Annotated in this window: 21 protein-coding genes; 11 read left to right on the top strand and 10 right to left on the bottom strand. The window is 59.8% G+C overall.

All coding sequences use genetic code 11. From position 1 onward, the window contains the following. Positions 1–61: 61 nt before the first annotated feature. From menD to menE, 5 genes are read left to right on the top strand one after another with little or no spacing between them, the layout of a single operon-like run. Positions 62–1,732, top strand: coding sequence for a 2-succinyl-5-enolpyruvyl-6-hydroxy-3-cyclohexene-1-carboxylic-acid synthase (gene menD, locus OKF39_RS16585; RefSeq protein ID WP_479983160.1), 1,671 nt, complete (start codon positions 62–64; stop codon positions 1,730–1,732). Next, positions 1,729–2,505, top strand: a complete 777-nt coding sequence (menH, locus tag OKF39_RS16580) for a 2-succinyl-6-hydroxy-2,4-cyclohexadiene-1-carboxylate synthase (RefSeq protein ID WP_193532330.1) — start codon at positions 1,729–1,731, stop codon at positions 2,503–2,505. The genes menD and menH overlap by 4 nt, the downstream gene beginning before the upstream one ends. Next, positions 2,502–3,359 (top strand): 1,4-dihydroxy-2-naphthoyl-CoA synthase, encoded by an 858-nt coding sequence (menB, locus tag OKF39_RS16575; protein WP_088204772.1) that lies wholly within the window; start codon positions 2,502–2,504, stop codon positions 3,357–3,359. Before menH ends, menB begins: the two co-directional genes overlap by 4 nt. After that, positions 3,359–4,324 carry an o-succinylbenzoate synthase gene (menC, locus tag OKF39_RS16570; RefSeq protein WP_479983159.1) on the top strand — a complete coding sequence of 322 codons (966 nt, stop codon included), beginning with the start codon at positions 3,359–3,361 and terminating at the stop codon, positions 4,322–4,324. The genes menB and menC overlap by 1 nt, the downstream gene beginning before the upstream one ends. Beyond that, positions 4,321–5,682: an o-succinylbenzoate--CoA ligase gene (gene menE / locus OKF39_RS16565; protein ID WP_063437062.1), complete on the top strand. Its 1,362-nt coding sequence runs from the start codon at positions 4,321–4,323 to the stop codon at positions 5,680–5,682. Before menC ends, menE begins: the two co-directional genes overlap by 4 nt. Here the strand turns inward: menE and OKF39_RS16560 are convergent, their stop codons facing one another. The 3 genes from OKF39_RS16560 to OKF39_RS16550 are packed head-to-tail and all read right to left on the bottom strand — an operon-like array spanning position 5,683 to position 8,632. After that, positions 5,683–7,197 carry a tripartite tricarboxylate transporter permease gene (locus OKF39_RS16560; protein WP_041908947.1) on the bottom strand — a complete coding sequence of 505 codons (1,515 nt, stop codon included), beginning with the start codon at positions 7,195–7,197 and terminating at the stop codon, positions 5,683–5,685. It lies immediately after the preceding gene. Between the two features lie 11 nt (positions 7,198–7,208). Next, the gene (locus tag OKF39_RS16555; protein WP_014884622.1) at positions 7,209–7,640 is read right to left on the bottom strand and encodes a tripartite tricarboxylate transporter TctB family protein; all 432 of its coding nucleotides are present in this window, start codon (positions 7,638–7,640) and stop codon (positions 7,209–7,211) included. A gap of 11 nt (positions 7,641–7,651) precedes the next feature. Continuing rightward, positions 7,652–8,632 carry a Bug family tripartite tricarboxylate transporter substrate binding protein gene (locus OKF39_RS16550; RefSeq protein WP_047363034.1) on the bottom strand — a complete coding sequence of 327 codons (981 nt, stop codon included), beginning with the start codon at positions 8,630–8,632 and terminating at the stop codon, positions 7,652–7,654. A gap of 136 nt (positions 8,633–8,768) precedes the next feature. On the opposite strand from OKF39_RS16550, the gene tctD reads away from it, so the two are divergent. The 4 genes from tctD (at position 8,769) to OKF39_RS16530 (ending at position 12,800) form a co-directional block, all read left to right on the top strand. Beyond that, positions 8,769–9,443: a transcriptional regulator TctD gene (gene tctD, locus OKF39_RS16545; RefSeq protein WP_049137273.1), complete on the top strand. Its 675-nt coding sequence runs from the start codon at positions 8,769–8,771 to the stop codon at positions 9,441–9,443. Then, complete coding sequence (locus OKF39_RS16540; RefSeq protein ID WP_028013914.1) at positions 9,430–10,839, top strand: sensor histidine kinase; 1,410 nt, start codon at positions 9,430–9,432, stop codon at positions 10,837–10,839. Before tctD ends, OKF39_RS16540 begins: the two co-directional genes overlap by 14 nt. A gap of 128 nt (positions 10,840–10,967) precedes the next feature. After that, complete coding sequence (locus OKF39_RS16535; RefSeq protein WP_479983158.1) at positions 10,968–11,507, top strand: YfaZ family outer membrane protein; 540 nt, start codon at positions 10,968–10,970, stop codon at positions 11,505–11,507. Positions 11,508–11,600: 93 nt separating this feature from the next. Continuing rightward, positions 11,601–12,800: a nicotinamide mononucleotide deamidase-related protein YfaY gene (locus OKF39_RS16530; protein WP_479983157.1), complete on the top strand. Its 1,200-nt coding sequence runs from the start codon at positions 11,601–11,603 to the stop codon at positions 12,798–12,800. A 33-nt stretch (positions 12,801–12,833) separates the two neighbouring features. On the opposite strand, the gene glpC is transcribed toward OKF39_RS16530, so the two are convergent. The 3 genes from glpC to glpA are packed head-to-tail and all read right to left on the bottom strand — an operon-like array spanning position 12,834 to position 16,856. Continuing rightward, positions 12,834–14,024, bottom strand: coding sequence for an anaerobic glycerol-3-phosphate dehydrogenase subunit GlpC (gene glpC, locus OKF39_RS16525; RefSeq protein ID WP_479983156.1), 1,191 nt, complete (start codon positions 14,022–14,024; stop codon positions 12,834–12,836). Continuing rightward, the gene (gene glpB / locus OKF39_RS16520) at positions 14,021–15,238 is read right to left on the bottom strand and encodes a glycerol-3-phosphate dehydrogenase subunit GlpB (RefSeq protein ID WP_479983155.1); all 1,218 of its coding nucleotides are present in this window, start codon (positions 15,236–15,238) and stop codon (positions 14,021–14,023) included. The genes glpC and glpB overlap by 4 nt, the downstream gene beginning before the upstream one ends. Further along, positions 15,228–16,856, bottom strand: a complete 1,629-nt coding sequence (gene glpA, locus OKF39_RS16515) for an anaerobic glycerol-3-phosphate dehydrogenase subunit A (RefSeq protein ID WP_479983154.1) — start codon at positions 16,854–16,856, stop codon at positions 15,228–15,230. The genes glpB and glpA overlap by 11 nt, the downstream gene beginning before the upstream one ends. Before the next feature lie 250 nt (positions 16,857–17,106). On the opposite strand from glpA, the gene glpT reads away from it, so the two are divergent. Next, entirely contained in the window at positions 17,107–18,459 is a 1,353-nt protein-coding gene (gene glpT / locus OKF39_RS16510) for a glycerol-3-phosphate transporter (RefSeq protein WP_479983153.1), read from the top strand. An 11-nt stretch (positions 18,460–18,470) separates the two neighbouring features. After that, positions 18,471–19,523 (top strand): glycerophosphodiester phosphodiesterase, encoded by a 1,053-nt coding sequence (gene glpQ / locus OKF39_RS16505; protein WP_479983152.1) that lies wholly within the window; start codon positions 18,471–18,473, stop codon positions 19,521–19,523. A gap of 23 nt (positions 19,524–19,546) precedes the next feature. Here the strand turns inward: glpQ and yfaE are convergent, their stop codons facing one another. From yfaE to ubiG, 4 genes are all read right to left on the bottom strand, one after another. Further along, positions 19,547–19,801, bottom strand: coding sequence for a class I ribonucleotide reductase maintenance protein YfaE (yfaE, locus tag OKF39_RS16500; protein WP_047367977.1), 255 nt, complete (start codon positions 19,799–19,801; stop codon positions 19,547–19,549). After that, positions 19,801–20,931, bottom strand: a complete 1,131-nt coding sequence (nrdB, locus tag OKF39_RS16495; protein ID WP_041908962.1) for a class Ia ribonucleoside-diphosphate reductase subunit beta — start codon at positions 20,929–20,931, stop codon at positions 19,801–19,803. Before nrdB ends, yfaE begins: the two co-directional genes overlap by 1 nt. A gap of 49 nt (positions 20,932–20,980) precedes the next feature. Continuing rightward, positions 20,981–23,266, bottom strand: coding sequence for a class 1a ribonucleoside-diphosphate reductase subunit alpha (gene nrdA, locus OKF39_RS16490; RefSeq protein WP_028013905.1), 2,286 nt, complete (start codon positions 23,264–23,266; stop codon positions 20,981–20,983). Positions 23,267–23,613: 347 nt separating this feature from the next. Continuing rightward, positions 23,614–24,342 (bottom strand): bifunctional 2-polyprenyl-6-hydroxyphenol methylase/3-demethylubiquinol 3-O-methyltransferase UbiG, encoded by a 729-nt coding sequence (gene ubiG, locus OKF39_RS16485; protein WP_020690665.1) that lies wholly within the window; start codon positions 24,340–24,342, stop codon positions 23,614–23,616. Positions 24,343–24,411: the final 69 nt, after the last annotated feature.

Below are 24,411 nucleotides of genomic sequence, written 5' to 3'. Positions count from 1 at the left end.
TCAAAATTCCAATTTTTTCTATTATTTATACTGTGTCGCATTCTTGATACCGGACAATCTCATGTCAGTAAGTTCTTTTAACCGACGCTGGGCGGCGGTGATCCTTGAAGCCCTGACGCGCCATGGCGTCAGGCACGTGTGTATTGCACCGGGTTCTCGCTCAACGCCGCTGACGCTGGCGGCGGCTGAAAACCGGGCGTTTGTTCACCACACCCACTTTGACGAGCGAGGTTTGGGACATCTCGCGCTCGGGCTGGCGAAGGTCAGCAAAGAACCCGTGGCGGTGATTGTCACTTCCGGTACCGCCGTGGCGAACCTCTATCCGGCCCTGATTGAAGCCGGGTTAACCGGTGAAAAACTGATCCTGCTGACGGCCGACCGTCCGCCTGAGCTAATCGACTGCGGCGCCAATCAGGCCATTCGCCAGCCCGGACTTTTTTCTACGCACCCTTCGCAGACGGTTTCGTTACCGCGTCCCACCCAGGATATTCCTGCAAGCTGGCTGGTCTCCACCGTCGATCACGCCATGGCGACATTGCGCAGCGGGGCGCTGCATATCAACTGCCCGTTTGCCGAGCCGCTGTACGGCGAGCTGGACGATACCGGCCTTGACTGGCAGCGGCCGCTCGGCGAATGGTGGCAGAGCGAAAAGCCGTGGCTGCGCGAGCAGACGCATCTTGAGAGCGCGAAACAGCGCGACTGGTTCTTCTGGCGGCAGAAGCGAGGCGTGGTCATCGCCGGGCGCATGAGCGCCGCCGAAGGCAGGCTGGTCGCCGAATGGGCGCAAACCCTCGGCTGGCCGCTGATTGGCGACGTGCTTTCCCAGACCGGCCAGCCGCTGCCGTGCGCCGATCTCTGGCTGGGTAACGCGAAAGCGGTTACTGAGCTTTCGCAGGCGCAGATTGTGGTCCAGATCGGCGCAAGCCTGACCGGAAAACGTCTGCTGCAGTGGCAGGCGACCTGCACGCCGGAAGAGTACTGGGTGGTGGACGCGCTGGAAGGGCGGCTCGACCCGGCGCACCATCGTGGCCGTCGTCTGGTGAGCAAAATTGATAGCTGGCTGGAACTGCACCCGGCGGAAAAACGTCAGCCCTGGGCGGTGGCGATCCCTGAGTTGTCGCGTCAGGCGTGGGAAATCACCAAAGCGCGCTGTGAGACATTCAGCGAGGCCGGGCTGGCGCACCGTATTCGCCAATACCTGCCAGAACAGGGGCAGCTGTTTGTCGGCAACAGCCTGGTCGTGCGGCTGATCGATGCCTTTTCGCAGCTGCCGGTGGGCTACCCGGTGTACAGCAACCGCGGTGCCAGCGGCATCGACGGGCTGATCTCGACGGCGGCGGGGGTGCAGCGCGCCAGCGCGAAATCGACGCTGGCGATCGTGGGCGATCTCTCCGCGCTCTACGATCTCAACGCGCTGGCGCTACTGCGTCAGGCGTCCGCGCCGTTTGTGCTGATTGTGGTCAACAACAACGGCGGGCAGATTTTCTCCCTGTTGCCAACGCCCCAGAGCGAGCGCGAGCGCTTCTACCTGATGCCGCAGAACGTGCAGTTTGAACACGCCGCGGCGATGTTCAGCCTGAAATACCATCGCCCGGAAAGCTGGGAACAGCTGGAAGCGGCGTTAAGCACCGCCTGGAAGCAGCCGGGCGCGACGCTGATTGAGCTGGTGGTGAACGAGGCCGATGGCGCGCAGACCCTGCAAAGCCTGCTGGCGCAGGTGAGCCAGCTGTGATCCTCTCGGGCGTGCAGCAGGCCGGAAAACCAGGCTATCCCTGGCTGGTCTTTTTGCACGGTTTTTCCGGCGACTGCCGCGAGTGGCAGGCTGTCGGGAAGCAACTCGGCGAGTATTCCCGGCTCTATCTTGACCTGCCGGGCCACGGTGCGTCCGGGGATATTGCCGTGACGGGGTTCGACGAAATGAGCACGTTACTTACCCGAACTCTGCTTAGTTACAACATACTGAACTACTGGCTGGTGGGGTACTCCCTCGGCGGCCGCATTGCGATGTTTCATGCCTGCCAGCAGCCAAAGGGGCTGCTGGGGGTGATCGTTGAAGGTGGACATCCGGGCCTTCCGGTTGAGGATGAGCGTCACGCGCGGTGGACATCCGACCGCCGCTGGGCGACGCGTTTTCGCACCGAACCGCTGGAAAAGGTCTTTACCGACTGGTATCAACAGCCGGTATTTGCTTCCCTCACTGACCACCAGCGCAAGGCGCTTATCGCCCTGCGCAGCCAGAACAACGGCGCGACGCTGGCGAAGATGCTCGAAGCAACGTCGCTGGCCGTGCAGCCCGATTTGCGTGCCGCGATTAGCGTATGCAATTTCCCTTTTGACTATATCTACGGTGAACGTGACCAGAAGTTCGCGGCCCTGGCCGCTGAACTGGACGCCGTTCGCCATGCGATTCCAAACGCCGGACACAACGCCCACCGGGAAAACCCCGACGCGGTTGCCGCGAGTCTGGCTCAGATACTGCGTCTTCGAATAAAGGACACTCTATGATCTATCCTGATGAACACATGCTTTATGCGCCGGTTGAATGGCAGGACTGCTCCGAAGGCTACACCGACATTCGTTACCACAAATCCGCCGACGGCATTGCCAAAATCACCATCAACCGTCCGCAGGTGCGTAACGCCTTCCGTCCGCTGACCGTCAAAGAGATGATTCAGGCCCTGGCGGATGCGCGCTACGACGACAGTATCGGCGTGATCGTGCTGACCGGTGAAGGCGAGAAGGCCTTCTGCTCCGGTGGCGATCAGAAGGTGCGCGGCGACTACGGCGGATACCAGGACGATACGGGCACGCACCACCTGAACGTCCTCGATTTCCAGCGCCAGATCCGCACCTGCCCGAAACCGGTGGTGGCGATGGTGGCGGGCTACTCCATCGGCGGCGGCCACGTGCTGCACATGATGTGCGACCTGACCATCGCTGCTGAAAACGCCATCTTCGGCCAGACCGGCCCGAAAGTGGGCTCCTTCGACGGCGGCTGGGGCGCTTCCTACATGGCGCGCATCGTCGGGCAGAAAAAAGCCCGCGAAATCTGGTTCCTGTGCCGCCAGTACAACGCACAGGAAGCGCTGGATATGGGCCTGGTGAATACCGTGGTGCCGCTTGCCGATCTCGAAAAAGAGACCGTGCGCTGGTGCCGCGAGATGCTGCAAAACAGCCCGATGGCGCTGCGCTGCCTGAAGGCGGCCCTGAACGCGGACTGTGACGGTCAGGCGGGTCTGCAGGAGCTGGCGGGTAACGCCACCATGCTGTTCTACATGACCGAAGAGGGTCAGGAAGGACGCAACGCGTTTAACGAAAAACGCCAGCCGGACTTCAGCAAATACAAACGGAACCCGTAATGCGTCGCGCGCAGGTTTACCGCTGGCAGATACCGATGGACGCGGGCGTGGTGCTGCGTGAACGGCGTTTAAAAACCCGTGACGGCTTCTTCGTGCATTTGCAGCAGGACGAGCAGGAAGGCTGGGGCGAGATTTCGCCTCTGCCGGGCTTTAGCCTGGAGTCGCTGGATGAGGCGCAGTCTGCATTGCTGACGTGGGTAAAGGCGTGGCGTGAGGGCGCAAACCCGGCATTACCGGACGCGCGTTCCGCCGCCTTTGGCATCAGCTGCGCGCTGGCGGAGCTGGACGGTAGCCTGCCGGAAGAGGCTAACTATCGCGCGGCACCGCTCTGCACGGGCGACCCGGACGAGCTCTTCGCGCTGCTCGCCGCCATGCCGGGCGAGAAAGTGGCGAAAATCAAAGTCGGTCTCTACGAAGCGGTGCGTGACGGCATGGTCGCCAACCTGCTGCTGGAAGCAATTCCCGATCTGCACCTGCGTCTGGATGCCAACCGCGCGTGGACGCCGCTTAAGGCGCTGCAGTTCGCGAAGTACGTTAACCCGGCGTACCGCAGCCGCATTGCCTTCCTCGAAGAACCGTGCAAAACCCGCGATGATTCGCGCGCCTTTGCCCGCGAAACGGGGATCGCCATCGCCTGGGATGAAAGCCTGCGCGAGGACGATTTTGAATTTGTCGCCGAGCCCGGCGTCAGCGCGGTGGTGATTAAGCCGACGCTAACCGGCAGCCTGGCGAAGGTGCGCGAGCAGGTCTCGGCGGCGCACGCGCTGGGGCTGACGGCGGTGATCAGCTCGTCGATAGAGTCCAGCCTGGGGCTGACCCAGCTGGCGCGCATTGCCGCCTGGTTAACGCCGGACACGGTTCCCGGCCTCGACACGCTGAACCTGATGCAGGCTCAGCTTCTCCGCGAGTGGCCTGCCAGCACGCTGCCGTGCCTCGACGCAGAGGCGCTGGAGCCGTTGCTATGAGTTTTACCGACTGGCCCTGGCGTCACTGGCGCGCGCTTTTTGCCGATAAACCGGCCCTGAGGCTGAATGATGAAGCGCTCACCTGGCAGCAGTTGTGTGTACGCGTCGACCGCCTTGCGGCAGGGTTTCACCAGCAGGGCGTGGCGGAGGGCGACGGCGTACTGCTGCTGGCCTATAACCACCCGCAAACGCTGCTGGCATGGCTGGCGCTGCTTCAGTGCGGGGCACGTATTCTTCCCGTTAATCCGCAGCTGCCGCGCCCGCTGCTCGACGTGCTGATCCCGCAGATGACGCTGCGCTTTGCGCTGGTGCTGGACGGCAGCTACGACGGCCTTCATGGCCTGAGCATGTGCGAGCCAGCGGATGCGTACTGCGCTGCGTGGCAGCCGGCGCGGCTGGCCACCATGACGCTCACCTCCGGATCCACCGGGCTGCCGAAGGCGGCGGTGCATACCTGCGCCGCCCATCTTGCCAGCGCCCGCGGCGTGCTGTCGCTGATGCCCTACGGGGATAACGACGACTGGCTGCTTTCGCTGCCGCTGTTTCACGTTTCCGGCCAGGGGATTTTATGGCGCTGGCTGCAGGCCGGTGCGCGCTTAACCGTGCGCGAGAAGCAGCCGCTGGAGCAGGCGCTACGCGGCTGCACCCACGCCTCGCTGGTGCCGACCCAGCTCTGGCGTCTCCTCAATAGCGAAAGCCACATCGCACTGAAAGCGGTGCTGCTCGGCGGGGCGGCCATTCCCGTGACGCTGACGCAAAAGGCCCGGGAACAGGGCGTTCGGACGTACTGCGGCTACGGCCTCACCGAGTTTGCCTCTACCGTCTGCGCAAAAGAGGCTGACGGCGATCCGGACGTGGGCCGTGCGCTGCCGGGCAGAGAGGTGCAGGTTGTTAACGGTGAAGTCTGGATCAAAGCGCAGAGCATGGCTTCCGGCTACTGGCGGGACGGCGCGCTGATACCGCTGACCAACGCGCAGGGCTGGTTTGCCACTCGCGATCGCGGGGAATGGCATGGCGACCGTCTGACGATTTTAGGCCGCATGGACAATCTCTTTTTCAGCGGTGGAGAGGGGATCCAGCCGGAATCGCTGGAGCGCGTTATCGCCGCGCATCCGCAGATTAACCAGGTGTTTATCGTCCCGCTGGATGACGCCGAGTTTGGACAGCGTCCGGTGGCGGTGGTGGAGTGCGAGCCGGGAACGGATATCACCCGTTTTCCGACCTGGGTACAGGGCAGGCTGGCGCGCTTTGAGCAGCCCGTTCACTGGCTGGTGCTGCCGGCTGAGCTAAAAAATGGCGGGATTAAGATCTCCCGCCAGGCGTTAAAGCAGTGGGTCAATGCCCAGCTGTCCGTATAGTTAGCCGATATCCGGCTCCGGTTTGCGCTGGCGACGACGCAGCAGGCGCAACACCGGCGGCACCACAATCACCATGACCGCGAGCGCTAACAGAACCTTCGCGACGCTGCTGTCCCACAGTATCGACACATTACCGTTGCTGATGGACAGGGCGCGGCGCAGGTTCTGCTCCAGCATCTCACCCAGCACAAAGCCCAAAATCAGCGGAGACATTGGGAAGTGCATTTTTCGCAGGATGTAGCCGAACACGCCGAGGACCACCATCAGCACGAGGTCAAACGTGGTGCTGTGCACCGCGTAAACCCCCACCGCAGAGACGGCGGCAATGGCGGGCACCAGGAACCACAGCGGAATCGTCAGCATGCGGGTGAACAGCCCAATCAGCGGGATATTCATCACCAGTAGCATGACGTTGGCGATCAGCAGCGCGGCAATCAGCCCCCAGACAATATCAGGCTGCTCGGTAAACATCGCCGGGCCGGGCGTAATGTTATAGAGCGTCAGCGCGCCCATCATCACCGCCGTGGTGCCGGATCCCGGCACGCCCAGGGTCAGCATCGGGATAAACGAGCCGCAGGCCGAGGCGTTATTGGCCGCCTCAGGCGCGGCGACGCCGCGAATATCGCCTTTACCAAAGCTGTCGCTATTGCCGCTGAGCTTCTTCTCGGTCATGTAGGTGATGGCGCTGGCGATAGTGGCCCCGGCGCCCGGCAGGATGCCGACGAAGAAGCCAATCACCGACGAGCGCAGCGTGGCGCCGATGCACTGCGCGCCCTCTTTAGCGCTAAAGAGCATCCGACCGGTTTTGCGCACCAGCGTCTGCCCGCTGCTGGTATGCTCCAGCATCAGTAAGATCTCAGAGACAGAGAACAGGCCGATCACGACGACAATGAACTGCACGCCATCGGACAGGTGAACGCTGTCGAAGGTAAAGCGATAGACCCCGGTGTTGGCATCCACGCCGACGGTGGCTAACCCTAAGCCAATCAGCGCGGATAAAAACGACTTCAGCGGATTTTGCGCCATCATGCTGCCGAGGCAGGCAATGGCGAACACCATCAGGGCAAAATATTCTGCCGGACCAAACGCCAGCGACCACTGGGCCAGCGCAGGAGCGAACAGAATGATGCCGCCAATGGCAATCAGTGAGCCAAAGAATGAACTGACCGCAGAGATGGAGAGCGCCACGCCGCCGCGTCCCTGCCGCGCCATTGGGTAGCCGTCCAGCGCAGTCATGATCGCCGCCGCATCCCCCGGCACGTTAAGCAGGATCGACGAAATGCGTCCGCCATATTCACAGCCGATGTAGACCGTTGCCAGCAGGATCAGTGCCGATTCCGCAGGCAGATGCAGGGCAAACGCCAGCGGGAGTAAAATCGCCACGCCGTTGATCGGCCCAAGGCCCGGCAGCAGGCCGACAATTGTGCCCACGAAACAGCCGATCAGGGCGATCACCAGGTTTTCCGGGGTCATCGCCACGGCGAACCCCTGCGAGAGGTAAATCCAGGTATCCATAGCGTGCTCCGTTAATTAAGCCAGGCGCCGAGCGGTAATGTCACGTCCAGCAGGCGGTCAAAGGCGTACCACAGTAAAATCCCCATCACCACGCCAGAGATCCCCGCCGCGGGGAGGGTGGCGTTAAACAGCATGCCGATGACCATCGTCAGAATGGCGGTCGCCACCGGGAAGCCGAGCCACTCAAAGCCCCAGGCATACATCAGCAGGACAATCACCATCACCAGCAGACGCTGCAGAATGCGACGCGGCGGCCACTCGACGGTATCCGGGTGGCGAAGCAGCAGCGCCACCGAGCAGAGCAGCATCAGGCCGACGATGCCCATCGGGAAAGGGCGGGGTCCCACGGGTTCATAGCTGTATTCGCTGTGGATCTGCCAGGCGACAAACATCCCGCCAACGCAGAGCAGCAGCCATATCCCGGCAAAAATACGATCGCTCATAGCGCCTCCGGTTATTTCGCCAGGCCAAAGGCTTTCGCCTGTTCGCGGTAGTCATTCACCTGTTTTTTTACGTACTCATCCAGTGGCTTACCGGTCAGGTTGAACTCAAACAGTCCGCGCAGATCGCGCTGTTTCTTAAACTCTTCGGTCTGCTGGAGTTTGTTGAACGCGTCGACCCACCACTGGTACTCGGCGTCGGTCACTTTTGGCCCGACGAAGAAGCCGCGGATGATCGGCCAGACCAGGTTATAACCCTGCTCTTTGGCGGTCGGGACGTTCGCCAGCTGGCCCGGCAGACGGTTTTCCGAGAAGACCGCCAGCACGCGGATTTTATCCCCGCTCAGGTACGGCACCATCTCGCTGAGATCGCCGGAAACGGCCTGAACGTGGTTGCCCATCAGCGCAGTGACCGGTTCGCCGCCACCCTCAAAGGCCACGTAGCGCATCTTGTGCGGGTCAACCTTCGCCTGCTGGGCGAGAAGGGCCGCTTTCATCCAGTCCTGGCTGCCGATAGACGCCCCTGCGCCAATCACCACGCTGTTCGGATCTTTTTCCATAGCGGTCAGCAGATCTTTCAGGGATTTCCACGGGGAATCGGCACGCACGGCAATCATTCCGTAGTCGGTGCCGACGGTCGCCAGCCAGCGCACGTCGTCCACACCGTAGCGGCCAAACTTGCCCTGCGACAGGTTCAGCAGCGAGCCGCCGGAGAAGGCCACCACCGTTCCCGCTTCCGCCGGACGTTGCGCGACAATCGCGTTATAGGCCACCGCGCCCACGCCGCCTGGCATGTAGGTGACGCGCATCGGTTTCTCAATGGCCTTCGTCTCCAGCAGGCTGACCTGAATAAGCTTGCAGGTGAGATCGAAACCGCCGCCCGGTTTGGCCGGGGCGATACATTCGGTACGGGACGGAGCGTCCTGGGCCTGAACGACAGAGGTACTTAACAGCAATACGCTTGCAGCAAGGGTAGAAAGTAATTGTTTTTTCATCGTTTATCCTCACGCCGGGGGTACGGGTCTTTTTTCTGATTATGTGAACCACCTTGTAGCGGTTCCGTTGCGTGATTGTTAAAACAATAACCTTTCATTTCCCTTTCAACGGGACACCAACTTTACAGGATGTGACATGCGTCTCTTACTCGCAGAAGATAATCGTGAGCTGGCTCACTGGCTGGAGAAAGCGCTGGTGCAGGAGGGCTTTGCCGTGGACTGCGTCTCCGACGGACGTGCCGCCGACCATCTGCTGCAGGGTGAAAACTACGCGGTCGCTATTCTGGACATCGGCATGCCCGGTTTTGACGGCCTGGAAGTGGTCCACCGCCTCAGAAAACGGGGGCAGACGCTGCCGGTGCTGTTTCTTACCGCCCGCAGCAACGTGGCGGATCGGGTGAAGGGACTGAACGCCGGGGCAGATGACTATCTGCCAAAACCATTTGAGCTGGAGGAGCTTGACGCGCGTTTGCGCGCTCTGTTGCGCCGAAGCGAGGGTCGAACGCAGGAGCGCCAGCGCCTTGGGGAGCTGGAGTATGACGACGAGGGCTTTTTCCTGCTGCGCGATGAACCGCTTTCCCTGACGCCGCGGGAGCTCTCCCTGCTGAAAGTGCTGATGCACCGCCGGACCCGTCCGGTTTCACGACAGCAGCTTTTCGACCAGGTGTTCAGCCTGAACGACGACGTCAGCCCTGAAAACATCGATCTCTATATTCACCGGCTGCGTAAGAAGCTGACCGGCAGCGGCGTGCGGATCACCACCCTTCGGGGGCTTGGGTACGTGCTGGAGTGCGGCGATGAGGTGGGTTAAGCCGCAGTCGCTCTATCTGCAGCTGTTGCTTTTCCTGGGTCTGCCGCTGCTGCTGCTGTGGGGATTGTCGGCCTTTAACAGCTACGTTAGCGCACTGCAGGCGGCCACGCAGGCCTACGATCGCACGCTGTTATCCTCTGCCCGCACCATCTCCGAGCGGCTGGAGGTGCGCAACGGCAGGCTGGCGGTGGACGTGCCCTGGGTGGTGCTCGACAGCTTTGAGCTCAACATGAACGACCGGCTCTACTATAAGGTGGTCGACCCCGACGGACGGGTGATCTCCGGCTATGACGATCTGCCGAAGATGCCGCCTGCGACGTCGCGCACCACGCTCTATCCGGCGCTGGCCTGGTTTTACCACACCGAATATCGCGGCCAGGCGATTCGGGTGGCGCGCCTGCTGCAGCCCGTAAATGAAGATAATGTTTTTGGCATGGCGGAGATTTACGTCGCCGAGACGCTCCAGTCCCGCCGCTATCTCGCCAGCCAGCTGCTCTTTTCATCCTGGGTTTCACAGGGGCTGCTGGTGCTGCTGACGCTGGTGCTGACCGCATGGCTGCTGCGCCGCGTGCTGCGCCCAATGCGCCAGCTTTCGTCACTGATGGTGCGGCGCGAGCCGGGCCTGCTCGCACCGCTGCCGGAGCTGCTGCCCTGGTCGGAGACCCGGTTGCTGATAGTCGCCTTTAACCGCTATATTGACCGGCTGCGCGGCGTGCTTTCGCGTCAGGAACGCTTTAACGCGGATGCGTCGCACCAGCTCAAAACGCCGCTGGCGGTGCTTAAAACCCAGGTCTCCGTCGCCCTCGCGCGTCAGGATCCCGCCCTGTGGCAGGAGAGCCTGCGGGCAATGAATGTCACCCTGGACGACACTATCGTGCTCACCGAGCGGCTGCTGCAGCTTTCAGCGGTGAAGGGAAAAGAGCAGGGGGATCGTCATTTTACGCCTGTGGATCTGGTTCAGGTGGTGCAGAACTGCTGCTTTTCCAGGCTGGCGCAGGCGCGGAGCAAGGCGATTGATTTAGGATATGACGGTGTACAGCAGCCGGTCACGATCGAAGGCGATGACGTTCTGCTGGGCGAGCTGTGTGCCAACCTGCTGGAGAACGCGATTAAATATACGCCTGCAGGCGGGACCGTGACCGTATTCCTGCGCGTGGATGGCGGCGCCGTTGAGCTGAGCGTTGAGGACAGCGGCCCCGGCATTGAAGAGGATCAGATCTACCAGGCGATGCAGCCTTTCCACCGTCTGGACAACGTCGGGAACGCCGCCGGTTCCGGGATTGGGCTGGCGCTGGCGGGGGATATCGCCCGGCTGCACCGCAGCCATTTGCAGCTGACTCGCAGCGAAACGCTGGGTGGCCTTTGCGTCAAAATGCGCTTTCTGCTGCTTACGTAAAAAAGCCGGGGGTTTCAAATCGTTACAATCTTCCTGTCCGCCGCACGCAGAGTGCTTGATCCCCCGCAGACTCAGGTTAAAATCTCGCGGTTTTGGGGACTTCTCTATAATTATGCAGGATCGCGATAATGAAAAAAGTGGCATTACTGGGCCTCGGCCTGATGGTTGTATCTGCGGCGGCTAACGCCATTAGCATTAATGGTTCGGCGGGTCAGGACTATACCCACCTCGGTTTTGGCATGGGTACTGACACCTCCGGTCTGGCAATGACCGGCGGCTGGACGCACAACGATGACGACGGCGACGCGGCAAGCCTCGGCCTCGGTCTGAATATTCCTCTTGGCCCATTCCTGGCCACCGTTGGCGGTAAAGGTATCTACACCAACCCAAATGACGGTGATGAAGGGTACGCAGCGGCAGTGGGCGGCGGCCTGCAGTGGAAAATTGGCGACAGCTTCGGCCTGTTTGGTGAGTACTACTACTCTCCGGATTCCCTCTCCAGCGGCATCGACAGCTATGAAGAAGCCAACGCCGGCGCGCGCTGGACCATCATGCGTCAGATTACCATCGAAGCGGGCTACCGTTATCTGAACCTGGCCGGTAAAGACGGCAACCGTGATAACGCGCTGGCTGACGGCCCGTATGTGGGCGTGAGCGCAGGCTTCTAATCGTTCCGGCGCGGCGTTCCGTCGCGCCAGTTTCTCTCATCTCCACCCCGCGTTTGCGCTATAGTGTTTTGACCAAATAAGCGGGAGAACACAATGATTAACGTGGAGATGTTATCCACCGGCGACGAAGTGCTGCACGGACAGATTATTGATACCAATGCTGCCTGGCTTGCCGATCTTTTCTTTGAGCAAGGATTACCGTTAACGCGCCGCAATACCGTGGGCGACAATCTGGAGTCACTGGTCGCTGTTCTGCGCGAGCGCAGTGAAAAGTGCGACGTGCTGATCGTGAACGGCGGGCTCGGCCCCACCGGTGACGATCTCAGCGCGCTGGCTGCCGCGACCGCAAAAGGCGAAGGGCTGGTGCTGCACGAGGCGTGGCTTTCGCAGATGGAACGCTTCTTCTCCGAACGTGGACGCGTTATGGCTCCCAGCAACCGCAAGCAGGCTGAAATTCCCGCCAGCGCCGAGCTGGTTGATAACCCGGTCGGTACCGCATGCGGGTTTGCCATGCAGCTGAACCGCTGCCTGATGTTCTTCACGCCGGGCGTGCCCTCCGAATTTAAGGTAATGGTCGAGCAGCAGATCCTGCCGCGCCTTCGCCAGCGTTTTACTCTGCCTGAACCTCCGCTGTGCCTGCGCCTGACCACCTTTGGCCGCTCGGAAAGCGATCTGGCCCAGAGCCTTGACCACCTTCCTCTGCCGCCGGGCGTCTCCATGGGCTATCGCTCCTCTATGCCGATCATTGAACTCAAATTAACAGGACCGGCCACGCAGAAAGAGGCGATGCTGGCCCTGTGGCCTGAGGTGCAGCGCGTGGCGGGCGAAAGCCTGATTTTTGAAGGGACGGAAGGGTTGCCTGAGCAGATTGCAAAACATCTGCAGACTCGCCAGCTCAGCGTGACCTTAAGCGAGCAGTTCACCGGTGGCCTGCTGGCGCTGCAATTGTCGCGCGTCAACGCGCCGCTGCTCGCCAGCGAAGTGGTGCCGTTTCAGCAGGAGACCCTGGCGCAAACCGCCCGCTGGGCTTCCGAAAGAAGGGTGAAGCATTTTGCCGGTCTGGCGCTGTTTGTCGGCGGGCTGGATGAGGATTACCTCAACTTCGCGCTGGCGACGCCGGAAGGCACCTGGGCGCTGCGGGTAAAAATGAGCATCACCCGCCACAGCCTGGCGGTGCGTCAGGAGGTGTGCGCCATGATGGCGCTGAATATGCTGCGCCGCTGGCTCAACGGCAAAGAGGTCGCCAGCGAGCACGGCTGGATTAACGTTGTCGAGTCGCTGTTCGTTGAGTAATGCCTGTGCCGGGGCCTTTCGCCCCGGCAACGTTCAGCCCAGCGCTTTCGCCAGCAGGGTAATCGGATGTTCGCAGCGCTTGCTGGTGGACATCTCAATCTGCCATTTACAGGTTTCGCAGTCCGTCACCACGATATCCGCGCCGCTCTCTTCAATCTGGCGGAACAGCGGGGCACCAATTGCCTGCGAGGTTTCGTAGTTTTCACGCTTAAAGCCGTAGGTGCCTGCGATGCCGCAGCAGCGCGAATCCAGTACCGTCAGCTCCAGCCCCGGAATTAACCGCAGCAGCTCCAGCGTATAGAGCGACCAGCCCATTTTCTCCATATGACACGGGGTGTGATAGACCACCTTCAGCGGCAATGTTCCCAGCGGCAACGTCTGCCCGCTGTCCAGCTTGCGCCAGAGGAAGCGTGTCGCCAGCTCGATGTGCTCGCGCAGTCCGGCGTTATCCACGTCCAGCAGGTGCGGGTACTCATCGCGCAGGGTGAAGGTGCAGGTGGACGACGTCGCCAGCACCGGCATGCCTTTATCGACAATCGCTTCGCGCAGGGAGGTGACGTTGCTTTTGGCCTGCCTGCGCGCTTTATCGGTAAACCCGTTGGCAATCAGCGGCACGCCGCAGCACTTCTCTTTGCTAAGCAGCTGTACGCCGGTTCCCATGGCGTTCAGCACCTTCAGCAGGTCTTTTCCCAACTGCGGGTGGTTGTAGTTCACATAGCAGCCGTGGAAAAAGGCTACCCGATCGTCGTACTGCGCCTGCTGCTCCGCGACGGTTTTATACCAGCGACGGAAGGTGCCGTGAGAATATTTTGGCAGGCTGCGGTGATGGTCTATTTTAAGCGTGGCATCCAGCAGCTGACGCACCGGCTTGAGTGAGGTTGCGGCATTCACCAGCGGGGCAAACGGCGTGGAGACGCAGCCCATCAGATCGGTATGGCTCAGGATCGCATCGCGCAGTGTCGGCTTTTGCGTGCTGTAGCGCGCCCGGGCGCGCTGGATGATGTCGCCGATTTTCACGTCCGACGGGCAGGCGACCTCGCAGCGCTTGCAGTTGATACAGTATTTCAGCGCCTCGTCGTACAGCCTGCCGTCCTTCAGGCGCAGGCGCTCGCCGTCCGGCCCGGCCTGCTTTGGCCCAGGGTAGCGCGGGTTTACGCCGCTGACCGGGCAGACGGTAGTACAGACCGTGCATTTAATGCAGCTTTCGAAACGGGTGTCGTTCATTGTTCAGCCTCCACGCGCTGGATAATCTGCTCGGCTACATACACCGCCGTGACGGCGCAAACCCCGCCGCCGCATCCCTGGGGGATCGGATCGTATCCGCCCAGCAGCGAGCCGATGGCAAAAAGATTACCGACGGGCATACCGGAAAGCTGCGGATGTAGCCGGTTATCGACAATTACGCCAAACTGCTGCCAGGGCTGCGGCGTGAAGAAATCACACTGATACCAGTCCGCGCGGGAAGCGGTTTGCCGCACATCCAGCCCCATAATCGCTTCCCGGATGCCCTCCCGGCTGCTCAGCAGCCCGTTGCTGAAGAAGCTCCCGCTCGCCAGCACCGTATAGCGGGCGTGAAGCGGAATATCCTCATGGTTGCGCGTCCAGATTTCGCTCACCGCGCCGTCGGTCAGGGTGATTTTTTTCACCTCGTCACCCGCCATCCATACGCCGCCCTGCGCAACAAACTGGCGCTGAAGCTGGGTGTGCAGACGAATGCCGGGTACGGAAGGGGGAAGCGTCGGCAGTAAACCGAGCGTGCAGGGCAGACGATCCGAGAGCCAGCGCCAGAGCCGGTTGTCGTTTAAACCAAAGCAGGCGGGCATTAACAGGGCATCGCAGGTTTCACCGAGCGGCCTGAGCGCCTCATACAGCAGCGGCCATTTGTCCTCGTTATCCAGAAAACGGGCGATATTCACCGCGCGAAACTCGCTCGGGTTATCGCGCAGGATATCCAGCTCGGGCAGCTCTATTTCTGCCGTGTCGGCGTTGATGCCCTGGCGACAGAGCGAGGCCGCCGCGAGATGGGGTTGAAAATCCAGAAAGCCGCTAATACCCACCACCCGCACTCGTCCTGCGCTGACGGGGGCCACGGGGACTTCCTCCGGGCTGAGCCACGCGGAGCGCAGGGTGCCGAGCGGCGTGATGCGCTGGTGATTTTGCCTGGCGCTTCCCTTCAGACGCGCGCCGCAGCCCGCCAGCAGCGCTTCGGCTTCCAGCGCAAAGCGGTCAATATGCTGCGCGCCAACCAGGTGATAGGGGTGCTCCGGCGGCAGCCTGTCGCGGTACGCTTCGTCCACCAGATCCAGCGATCCCGACGAGAAGTGCAGGGCGCTCTGGCCGCGGGTGATAATGGCGCAGCGCAGCCCCTGCTTCGTGAGTTTGATGCCGCAGAGCAAGCCTGCCAGCCCGCCGCCGACGATTACGGTATCAAATTTCATCGTGTTGCTCCTTCTCCAGGCCGCAAAGCCCCTGATAGACCCAGCGGGTAAATTCGCTTTCGCGCAGGGCATCGCCCCAGGCGACAGGCTGAATACCTTTCCAGCGCTCGTTCAAAAACGCGCTGAGCTGATCGAGCGACTGGGTGGCGGTGGTGGTATGAAAACGCTGCAGCAGCCCGGCGGCACGGCAGGCGCACAGCTCGCCCTGACAGGTCCCCATTCCGACGCGGGTGCGGCGGCGGAGATCCAACAGGCTGTTGACCGTCAGGTTCTCTACCGCGTACTGCACTTCGCCTGCGGTAACGGCTTCGCACTCGCACACCAGGCTGCGGCTCAGTCGTCCTTCACCGAGCCACTGCGGCGTCCTGTCGCCGTGGCGGTAGATGGCCGAACCGCGCAGCGGCGCGGGCAGGGAGATGATTTTTTGCAGCGTTTTTTCGGTAGACTGGCGCGATCCCGGCAACGGCTGTTCTGCGGTAACGCACGGTTCGGTATTTCCGAGCTTGCGGCAGACAGCATCGGTCGCCCACTCGGCCATCAGCCGGTAGGTCATCAGCTTGCCGCCGGTAATGGTGATAAACCCGTCCATGCCGTCGCGCCCGGCGTGATCGAGCAGCACGATGCCCCGGCTGACGTTACGTCCGCTCGGATCGTTATCGCTGGCGACAAGGGGACGCACGCCCGCGTAGGCGCGCAGGATACGCGTCTGCGCCATCACCGGCGCCAGCTTTTCCCCTTCGCGCAGCAGAATATCCACTTCTTCGGCGGTGACCCGGTTGACGTCAATGTCGCTGTAGTCAACGTGCGTTGACGTCGTACCGATGAGCGAAATGGTGTCGCCCGGCACCAGAATGTCGGCGTCAGACGGTTTGCGGCAGCGGTTGATGACGTGGTTATTGATGCGGTGGTCAAGGATCAGCAGCGAACCTTTGGCCGGGAACATGCGGATGGATAAATCGGCGTATTCCGCGATGCGCTGGCCCCAGATCCCCGCCGCGTTGACCACCACGGCGGCGTGCAGCTCGCTGTGCTCGTTATACTGCGTATTAAACACCCGCACGCCGCAGATGCGATGACCCTCGCGGATAAGCCCGGTCACTTCATGTCCGGTCAGAATGCGCGCGCCATGCTCGCGGGCGTCCAGCATGTTGGCGGCGGTCAGGCGGAACGGATCGACGGTGCCGTCAGGCACCTTCACCGCGCCGATCAGCGTCGGGTTCACCGATGGCTCCAGCCGCCGGGCCAGAGCCGGATCCATGGCCTCAGCCTGAATGCCCGCTGCAGTACAGGCGGTTATAAAGATTGACTGAAAGGCGAGGTCATCTTCAGGAAGGGTAATAAAGAGGCCGTCAGTTGGCTCTATGCAGTGTCGGGCGATACGCTTGAGGATCTGGTTTTCAGCGATGCATTCGCGCGCGGATTCACCGTCGGTGACCGCATACCGCGCGCCGCTGTGCAGCAGGCCGTGGTTACGCCCCGTCGCGCCGGTGGCGATATCGTGGCGCTCCAGAAGCGTGACGCTTAAGCCGCGAAGGGCGCAGTCGCGTGCGATGCCGGCGCCGGTTGCGCCACCGCCAATGATAATCACATCGCTGTAGCGTGGATCGTGAATTGTCATTGCCTTTCCTCTATGTTCGTTTTTTAGCATTTAGCCACATAGAACGTGTGGTTTGTTTGATTTCGAACATAAACGCGCGAAATTCGAAACTGAAACGTGATTTCATGCGCTTTTTTGCGCATTCTGTCATATTTCTGTAACAATTTGTGCGTTGATTCACAGTAACAAACCGCATGTTTTTTTAACATCCCCGCCTCTGTAACCGGGCGCGAGATGCCTGGTCATTTTTTGAAAGGCCACGGAGGCTGTTATGCTCAGTATCTTCAAACCTGCGCCGCATCGGGCGCGACTGCCAGAGGCAGAGATCGATCCTCTCTACCGCCGTCTGCGTTGGCAAATCTTCCTCGGGATCTTCTTCGGGTATGCGGCGTACTATCTTGTACGTAAAAACTTTGCGCTCGCCATGCCGTATCTGGTGGAGCAGGGCTTCTCTCGCGGCGACCTGGGCTTCGCGCTGTCGGGGATCTCCATCGCCTACGGTTTTTCTAAATTCATCATGGGTTCCGTGTCGGACCGTTCGAATCCGCGCGTGTTCCTGCCCGCCGGTCTGATCCTCGCGGCAGCGGTCATGCTGTTCATGGGCTTTGTGCCGTGGGCGACGTCCAGCATTGCCATCATGTTCGTGCTGTTGTTCCTCTGCGGCTGGTTCCAGGGGATGGGGTGGCCGCCGTGCGGACGTACCATGGTGCACTGGTGGTCGCAGAAGGAGCGTGGCGGCATTGTGTCGGTGTGGAACTGCGCGCATAACGTCGGGGGCGGGCTTCCACCTCTGCTGTTCCTGCTGGGGATGGCCTGGTTCAACGACTGGCACGCGGCGCTCTACATGCCTGCCTTTGGTGCTATTCTGGTGGCGATTATTGCCTTCGCCCTGATGCGCGACACGCCGCAGTCCTGCGGGCTGCCGCCAATCGAAGAGTACAAAAACGACTATCCGGATGACTACAGCGAGAAGCACGAAGAAGAGCTGACCGCGAAACAGATCTTCATGAAGTACGTGCTGCCGAACAAGCTGCTGTGGTACATCGCGGTGGCGAACGTGTTCGTATACCTGCTGCGCTACGGCATCCTCGACTGGTCCCCGACCTACCTGAAAGAGGTGAAGCACTTCGCGCTGGATAAATCCTCCTGGGCGTACTTCCTGTATGAATATGCCGGGATCCCGGGCACGCTGATTTGCGGCTGGATGTCGGACAAAGTGTTTAAAGGCAACCGCGGCGCAACGGGCGTGTTCTTTATGAGCCTGGTGACTATCGCGACTGTCGTTTACTGGCTTAACCCGCCGGGTAACCCATCAGTAGACATGGCCTGTATGATCGTTATCGGCTTCCTGATTTACGGCCCGGTGATGCTGATCGGTCTGCACGCGCTTGAGCTGGCGCCGAAAAAAGCGGCGGGCACTGCGGCAGGCTTTACCGGTCTGTTTGGCTACCTCGGCGGTTCCGTCGCGGCGAGCGCTATCGTGGGCTACACCGTTGACTTCTTCGGCTGGGACGGCGGCTTTATGGTGATGATCGGCGGCAGCGTGCTGGCGGTTCTGCTGCTGGTTGTTGTGATGATCGGCGAGAAACGTCACCACGCGGAAGTGCTGGCGCGTCGTCAGTAAGGAGCATTGCGATGAAATTAACTCCATTAACCACCGGCCTGCTGCTGGCAGGCCTGATGACAGGCTCTGCCCTGGCGGCGGATAAAATCGTTATCGCCCACCGCGGTGCCAGCGGCTATCTGCCGGAGCATACGCTGCCGGCGAAAGCGATGGCCTATGCCCAGGGCGCGGATTATCTGGAGCAGGATCTGGTGATGACGAAGGACGTCCAGCTGGTCGTCCTGCATGACCACTATCTTGACCGCGTCACGGACGTGGCGGAGCGTTTCCCGGACCGCGCGCGCAAAGACGGTCGTTACTACGCCATCGACTTTACCCTGGATGAAATTCGCTCTCTGAAGTTTACCGAAGGCTTTGAGATTGAAAACGGCAAGAAGGTGCAGGTCTACCCGGGACGCTTCCCGATGGGCAAATCTGACTTCCGGATCCATACCTTCCAGGAAGAGATTGAGTTTGTTCAGGGGCTGAACCACTCGACCGGTAAAAACATCGGTATCTACCCGGAAATCAAAGCGCCGTGGTTCCACCATCAGGAAGGGAAGGACATTGCCGCGAAGACGCTGGAGGTGCTGAAACAGTACGGCTACACCAGCAAGAAGGACAAAGTTTACCTGCAGTGTTTTGACGCAGCCGAGCTGAAGCGCATCAAAACCGAGCTGGAGCCGAAGATGGGGATGGATCTCAATCTGGTGCAGCTGATTGCCTACACCGACTGGAACGAAACCCAGGAGAAACAGCCGGACGGGAAGTGGGTGAACTACAGCTACGACTGGATGTTCAAGCCGGGCGCGATGAAGCAGATTGCGCAGTACGCTGACGGCATCGGGCCGGATTATCACATGCTGGTGGCGGAAGGCTCAACGCCTGGCCACGTGAAGCTGACGGCGATGGTGAAAGAGGCGCACGCCAGCAAGATGCAGGTGCATCCGTACACGGTGCGTGCCGACCAGCTGCCGCCATATGCCACCGATGTGAATCAGCTTTACGAGGTGTTGTATAAGCAGGCGGACGTGGACGGGCTGTTTACGGATTTCCCGGATAAAGCGGTGACGTTCTTAAAATAGAAAAAGGGCCGTAAGGCCCTTTTTTACATCTCGATCTCAATATCGCCTTTTGCCCGGCAGCAGCAGGGCAAAATTTCCCCTTCACTGATAAAGGCCAGCGGTTCGGTCAGCCAGTCCACCTGGCCTGCGACCAGACGGCAGCGGCAGGAGCCGCAATAGCCTTCACGACACTGGTACTCTACCTCCACCTGATGCGCTTCAAGCGCCACCAGAAGGGAAGGGTGCTCATCCTGGCACAGCACTTCGGTGCCAGAAAGGCTCAGCGTTACGCGCGTCATCAGAGCTGGAAGTCGCTCAGGTCGTCGGTGTTGACTTCAGAATCAATCTGACCGACCAGATAAGAGCTCACTTCCACTTCCTGCGGCGCAACCTGCACGTTATCGGATACCAGCCAGGTGTTGATCCACGGAATCGGGTTAGAGCGCGTCTGGAACGGCAGGTCCAGACCAACCGCCTGCATGCGGATGTTGGTGATGTACTCCACGTACTGGCACAGAATATCTTTGTTCAGGCCAATCATGGAGCCGTCGCGGAACAGGTAGTCTGCCCACTCTTTCTCCTGCTGAGCCGCCAGCACGAACAGGTCGTAGCACTCCTGCTTGCACTCTTCGGCGATTTCCGCCATCTCCGGGTCATCCGTACCGCTGCGCAGCAGGTTCAGCATGTGCTGGGTGCCGGTCAGGTGCAGGGCTTCGTCACGAGCGATCAGACGGATGATTTTGGCGTTGCCTTCCATCAGCTTGCGCTCGGCAAAGGCGAAGGAGCAGGCGAAGCTCACGTAGAAGCGGATCGCTTCCAGGGCGTTAACGCTCATCAGGCAGAGGTACAGCTGCTTTTTCAGCGCGCGCAGGTTCACGGTAACGGTTTTGCCGTTCACGCTGTGGGTGCCTTCGCCCAGCAGATGCCAGTAGCTGGTCATCTCGATCAGCTCGTCGTAGTAGTGCGCAATGCCTTCCGCGCGCTTCTGGATCTGCTCGTTAGTGACGATATCGTCAAACACCACCGCCGGATCGTTCACGATGTTGCGGATGATGTGGGTATAAGAGCGGGAGTGGATCGTCTCGGAGAACGCCCAGGTTTCCACCCAGGTTTCCAGTTCAGGAATCGAGATCAGCGGCAACAGCGCCACGTTCGGGCTACGGCCCTGAATGGAGTCCAGCAGCGTCTGGTACTTCAGATTGCTGATGAAAATATGCTTTTCGTGATCCGGCAGCGACTGGTAATCAATACGGTCGCGGGAAACGTCAACTTCTTCCGGACGCCAGAAGAAGGAGAGTTGCTTTTCAATCAGCTTTTCGAAGATGTCATATTTTTGCTGATCGTAGCGTGCCACGTTGACCGGCTGGCCGAAGAACATTGGCTCTTTGAGCTGGTCGTTTTTCGTCTGTGAAAAGGTGGTATATGCCATGAGTGTGTCCTGTCTTACGAAATAAAGGCGGGGATATCCCCGCCCTTCATTAGATCTTACATGCGCCGCTTTCGCAGCCATCGTCCTGAATTGACGGTACCAGGTCGTCCTGCGCGTCTTCTGCACCGTCACGGGTGTTGTGATAGTACAGCGTTTTCACGCCAAATTTGTAGGCGGTCAGCAGGTCTTTCAACAGCTGCTGCATTGGTACCTTGCCGGACGGGAAGCGCGTCGGGTCGTAGTTAGTATTGGCAGAGATCGACTGGTCGATAAACTTCTGCATGATACCCACCAGCTGCAGGTAGCCGTCGTTGTTTGGCATCTCCCACAGCAGCTCGTAGTTGTTGCCCAGCGTTTCGTAATCCGGCACCACCTGACGCAGCACGCCGTCTTTCGACGCTTTAATGCTGACGTGGCCGCGCGGTGGCTCAATACCGTTGGTGGCGTTGGAGATCTGCGAAGAGGTCTCGGACGGCATCAGGGCAGAGAGCGTGGAATTACGCAGGCCGTGCGTTTTGATGGACTCGCGCAGGCCTTCCCAGTCCAGGTGCAGCGGCTCGCTGACGATCGCATCCAGGTCTTTCTTATAGGTGTCGATCGGCAGAATGCCTTTTGCATAGGTGGTTTCGTTGAACCACGGGCACGCGCCTTGCTCTTTCGCCAGCTCGTTAGAGGCTTTCATCAGGTAGTACTGAATCGCTTCGAACGTCTGGTGCGTCAGGTTATTAGCGCTGCCGTCGGAGTAACGCTTGCCGTTTTTCGCCAGCCAGTAGGCGAAGTTGATCACGCCGATACCCAGGGTACGACGGCCCATTGCGCCGCGTTTAGCGGCCGGGATTGGGTAATCCTGGTAGTCCAGCAGGGCATCCAGCGCACGTACCGCCAGCACGGCCAGCTCTTCCAGCTCGTCCAGGCTCTTAATCGCACCCAGGTTGAACGCGGAGAGCGTACACAGGGCGATTTCGCCGTTTTCGTCGTTCACGTCTTCCAGCGGTTTGGTTGGCAGGGCGATCTCCAGGCACAGGTTAGACTGGCGCACTGGCGCAACCGCCGGATCAAACGGGCTGTGGGTATTGCAGTGGTCAACGTTCTGGATGTAGATACGGCCGGTAGAGGCGCGCTCCTGCATCATCAGGGAGAACAGGTCTACCGCCTTCAGGCGCTGTTTACGGATGCTGTCGTCTTTTTCATATTTGGTGTACAGACGCTCGAACTCGTCCTGATCGGCGAAGAACGCGTCGTACAGGCCCGGGACGTCGGACGGGCTGAACAGGGTGATGTCTTCCCCTTTCAGCAGACGGGTGTACATCAGCTTGTTGATCTGCACGCCGTAGTCCATGTGACGCACGCGGTTGCCTTCCACGCCGCGGTTGTTTTTCAGCACCAGCAGGCTTTCCACTTCCAGGTGCCACATTGGGTAGAACAGGGTCGCTGCGCCGCCGCGCACGCCGCCCTGAGAGCAGGATTTTACCGCCGTCTGGAAGTGCTTATAGAACGGGATACAGCCGGTGTGGAACGCTTCACCGCCGCGAATCGGGCTGCCCAGCGCGCGGATGCGACCGGCGTTGATGCCGATACCGGCACGCTGCGAGACGTATTTCACGATGGCGCTGGAGGTGGCGTTGATGGAATCCAGGCTGTCACCACACTCGATCAGTACGCAGGAGCTGAACTGACGGGTAGGGGTGCGCACGCCAGACATGATCGGCGTTGGCAGAGAAATTTTGAACGTCGATACCGCATCGTAGAAACGCTTCACGTAGTCCAGACGGGTGTCGCGCGGGTAGTTTGAGAACAGGCAGGCAGCCACCAGAATATAGAGGAACTGGGCGCTTTCGTAGATCTCACCGGTCACACGGTTCTGAACCAGGTATTTGCCTTCGAGCTGCTTCACCGCCGCGTAGGAGAAGTTCATGTCGCGCCAGTGATCGATAAACCCGTTCATCTGCTCGAACTCTTCTTCCGTATAGTCTTCCAGCAGATGCGTGTCGTATTTGCCCAGCTCAACCATTTTCACCACGTGATCGTAAAGCTTCGGCGGCTCGAACTGGCCGTAGGCTTTCTTACGCAGGTGGAAAATCGCCAGACGCGCAGCGAGGTACTGATAATCCGGTGCGTCGCGGGAGATCAGATCCGCCGCTGCTTTGATAATGGTTTCGTGGATATCAGACGTTTTGATGCCGTCGTAGAACTGAATGTGAGAACGCAGTTCAACCTGGGATATAGATACGTTATTCAGTCCTTCTGCTGCCCAGTCGAGAACTCGATGGATTTTGTCCAGATTGATACGCTCGGTAGTACCGTCGCGCTTTGTCACCAGCAGACTCTGATTCATGTGGGTTTTACCTGTCCGTGAAATAAAAAATATCCCCCGCTTATCCACAGATCCGTCTTGTGACTAACTCTGTGGATAAATACTACATATAGGGGGTTTGCGATAAGAAAAACGCTATATGGTGAGTATTCTAGTATCGAATCTTTTCAGCACAAGGGTTGATTTTGAGGTTAAATTGAGGTTGTGAAAGGGTAAAAAAGCGTAAGTCCTCGTACCGTAAGGCCTGGAAGAGATGTCAATAATTTAGAAAAAAAATTCAAAATTTGATCGAGTGCTGATTTCTTCAACGGGAGGTCAGAATTGCGCAACATGATGTCGCGCAATCATTATAAGAATAACGGATGACGTTAGTCGTTTTTGGCGGTTGTATGCAACATATAGTTAACATCCACGCCCGGGGCAAGTTTGAATTTATCCGTTAGCGGGTTGTAGTGCAGGCCCGTGATGTGCTGCTCCTTAAGCCACGTCTGGTCAACCCAGCCCAGCAGTTCGGCAGGCTTGATAAACTTCTTCACGTCGTGCGTCCCTTTCGGCACCATGCGCAGCACATATTCTGCGCCGACCACGGCCATCAGCCAGGCTTTACCGTTGCGGTTAATTGTCGAGAAGAAGACCTGGCCGCCCGGCTTCACAAGTTTTGCACAGGCGTTTACCACGGACTGCGGATCCGGAACGTGCTCCAGCATCTCCATGCAGGTCACCACGTCGTACTGGTGGGCATGTTTTGCCGCGTGCTCTTCCACGGTTTCCTGCACATATTCCACCTGTATACCGGACTCCAGCGCATGAAGACGGGCAACCTGTAGAGGCTCGAAGCCCATGTCCAGGCCGGTCACGGTGGCCCCTTCGCGCGCCATGCTCTCCGCCAGGATGCCGCCGCCGCAGCCGACGTCGAGCACTTTCTTACCGAACAGACCGCCGGAACGCTCCGCGATATAGCCCAGACGCAGCGGGTTAATGCGATGCAGCGGTTTGAACTCACCTTCGAGATCCCACCAGCGGGACGCCACCGCTTCAAATTTGGCAATCTCTTCGTGGTCAACGTTGTGTGCCACCGGGGATTTTTCGGCATTCATGGGCGCTTTTACTCCTTATTTAGCAAGACAAATGAGTATATCAGGCAATCCCTGTGAATAAAGCGTATA

Source organism: Enterobacter cloacae complex sp. HYC042_NIDB (assembly GCF_056673315.1).
This window is presented reverse-complemented; position numbering and strand designations above follow the sequence as displayed.

Bases quoted from the DNA above. Each gene is read 5' to 3' on its own strand.
- menD (WP_479983160.1), top strand. From the start codon at position 62: ATGTCAGTAAGTTCTTTTAACCGACGCTGGGCGGCGGTGATCCTTGAA.
- menB (WP_088204772.1), top strand. From the start codon at position 2,502: ATGATCTATCCTGATGAACACATGCTTTATGCGCCGGTTGAATGGCAG.
- menC (WP_479983159.1), top strand. From the start codon at position 3,359: ATGCGTCGCGCGCAGGTTTACCGCTGGCAGATACCGATGGACGCGGGC.
- menE (WP_063437062.1), top strand. From the start codon at position 4,321: ATGAGTTTTACCGACTGGCCCTGGCGTCACTGGCGCGCGCTTTTTGCC.
- OKF39_RS16560 (WP_041908947.1), bottom strand. From the start codon at position 7,197: ATGGATACCTGGATTTACCTCTCGCAGGGGTTCGCCGTGGCGATGACC.
- OKF39_RS16555 (WP_014884622.1), bottom strand. From the start codon at position 7,640: ATGAGCGATCGTATTTTTGCCGGGATATGGCTGCTGCTCTGCGTTGGC.
- OKF39_RS16550 (WP_047363034.1), bottom strand. From the start codon at position 8,632: ATGAAAAAACAATTACTTTCTACCCTTGCTGCAAGCGTATTGCTGTTA.
- tctD (WP_049137273.1), top strand. From the start codon at position 8,769: ATGCGTCTCTTACTCGCAGAAGATAATCGTGAGCTGGCTCACTGGCTG.
- OKF39_RS16540 (WP_028013914.1), top strand. From the start codon at position 9,430: ATGAGGTGGGTTAAGCCGCAGTCGCTCTATCTGCAGCTGTTGCTTTTC.
- OKF39_RS16535 (WP_479983158.1), top strand. From the start codon at position 10,968: ATGAAAAAAGTGGCATTACTGGGCCTCGGCCTGATGGTTGTATCTGCG.
- OKF39_RS16530 (WP_479983157.1), top strand. From the start codon at position 11,601: ATGATTAACGTGGAGATGTTATCCACCGGCGACGAAGTGCTGCACGGA.
- glpC (WP_479983156.1), bottom strand. From the start codon at position 14,024: ATGAACGACACCCGTTTCGAAAGCTGCATTAAATGCACGGTCTGTACT.
- glpB (WP_479983155.1), bottom strand. From the start codon at position 15,238: ATGAAATTTGATACCGTAATCGTCGGCGGCGGGCTGGCAGGCTTGCTC.
- glpA (WP_479983154.1), bottom strand. From the start codon at position 16,856: ATGACAATTCACGATCCACGCTACAGCGATGTGATTATCATTGGCGGT.
- glpT (WP_479983153.1), top strand. From the start codon at position 17,107: ATGCTCAGTATCTTCAAACCTGCGCCGCATCGGGCGCGACTGCCAGAG.
- glpQ (WP_479983152.1), top strand. From the start codon at position 18,471: ATGAAATTAACTCCATTAACCACCGGCCTGCTGCTGGCAGGCCTGATG.
- yfaE (WP_047367977.1), bottom strand. From the start codon at position 19,801: ATGACGCGCGTAACGCTGAGCCTTTCTGGCACCGAAGTGCTGTGCCAG.
- nrdB (WP_041908962.1), bottom strand. From the start codon at position 20,931: ATGGCATATACCACCTTTTCACAGACGAAAAACGACCAGCTCAAAGAG.
- nrdA (WP_028013905.1), bottom strand. From the start codon at position 23,266: ATGAATCAGAGTCTGCTGGTGACAAAGCGCGACGGTACTACCGAGCGT.
- ubiG (WP_020690665.1), bottom strand. From the start codon at position 24,342: ATGAATGCCGAAAAATCCCCGGTGGCACACAACGTTGACCACGAAGAG.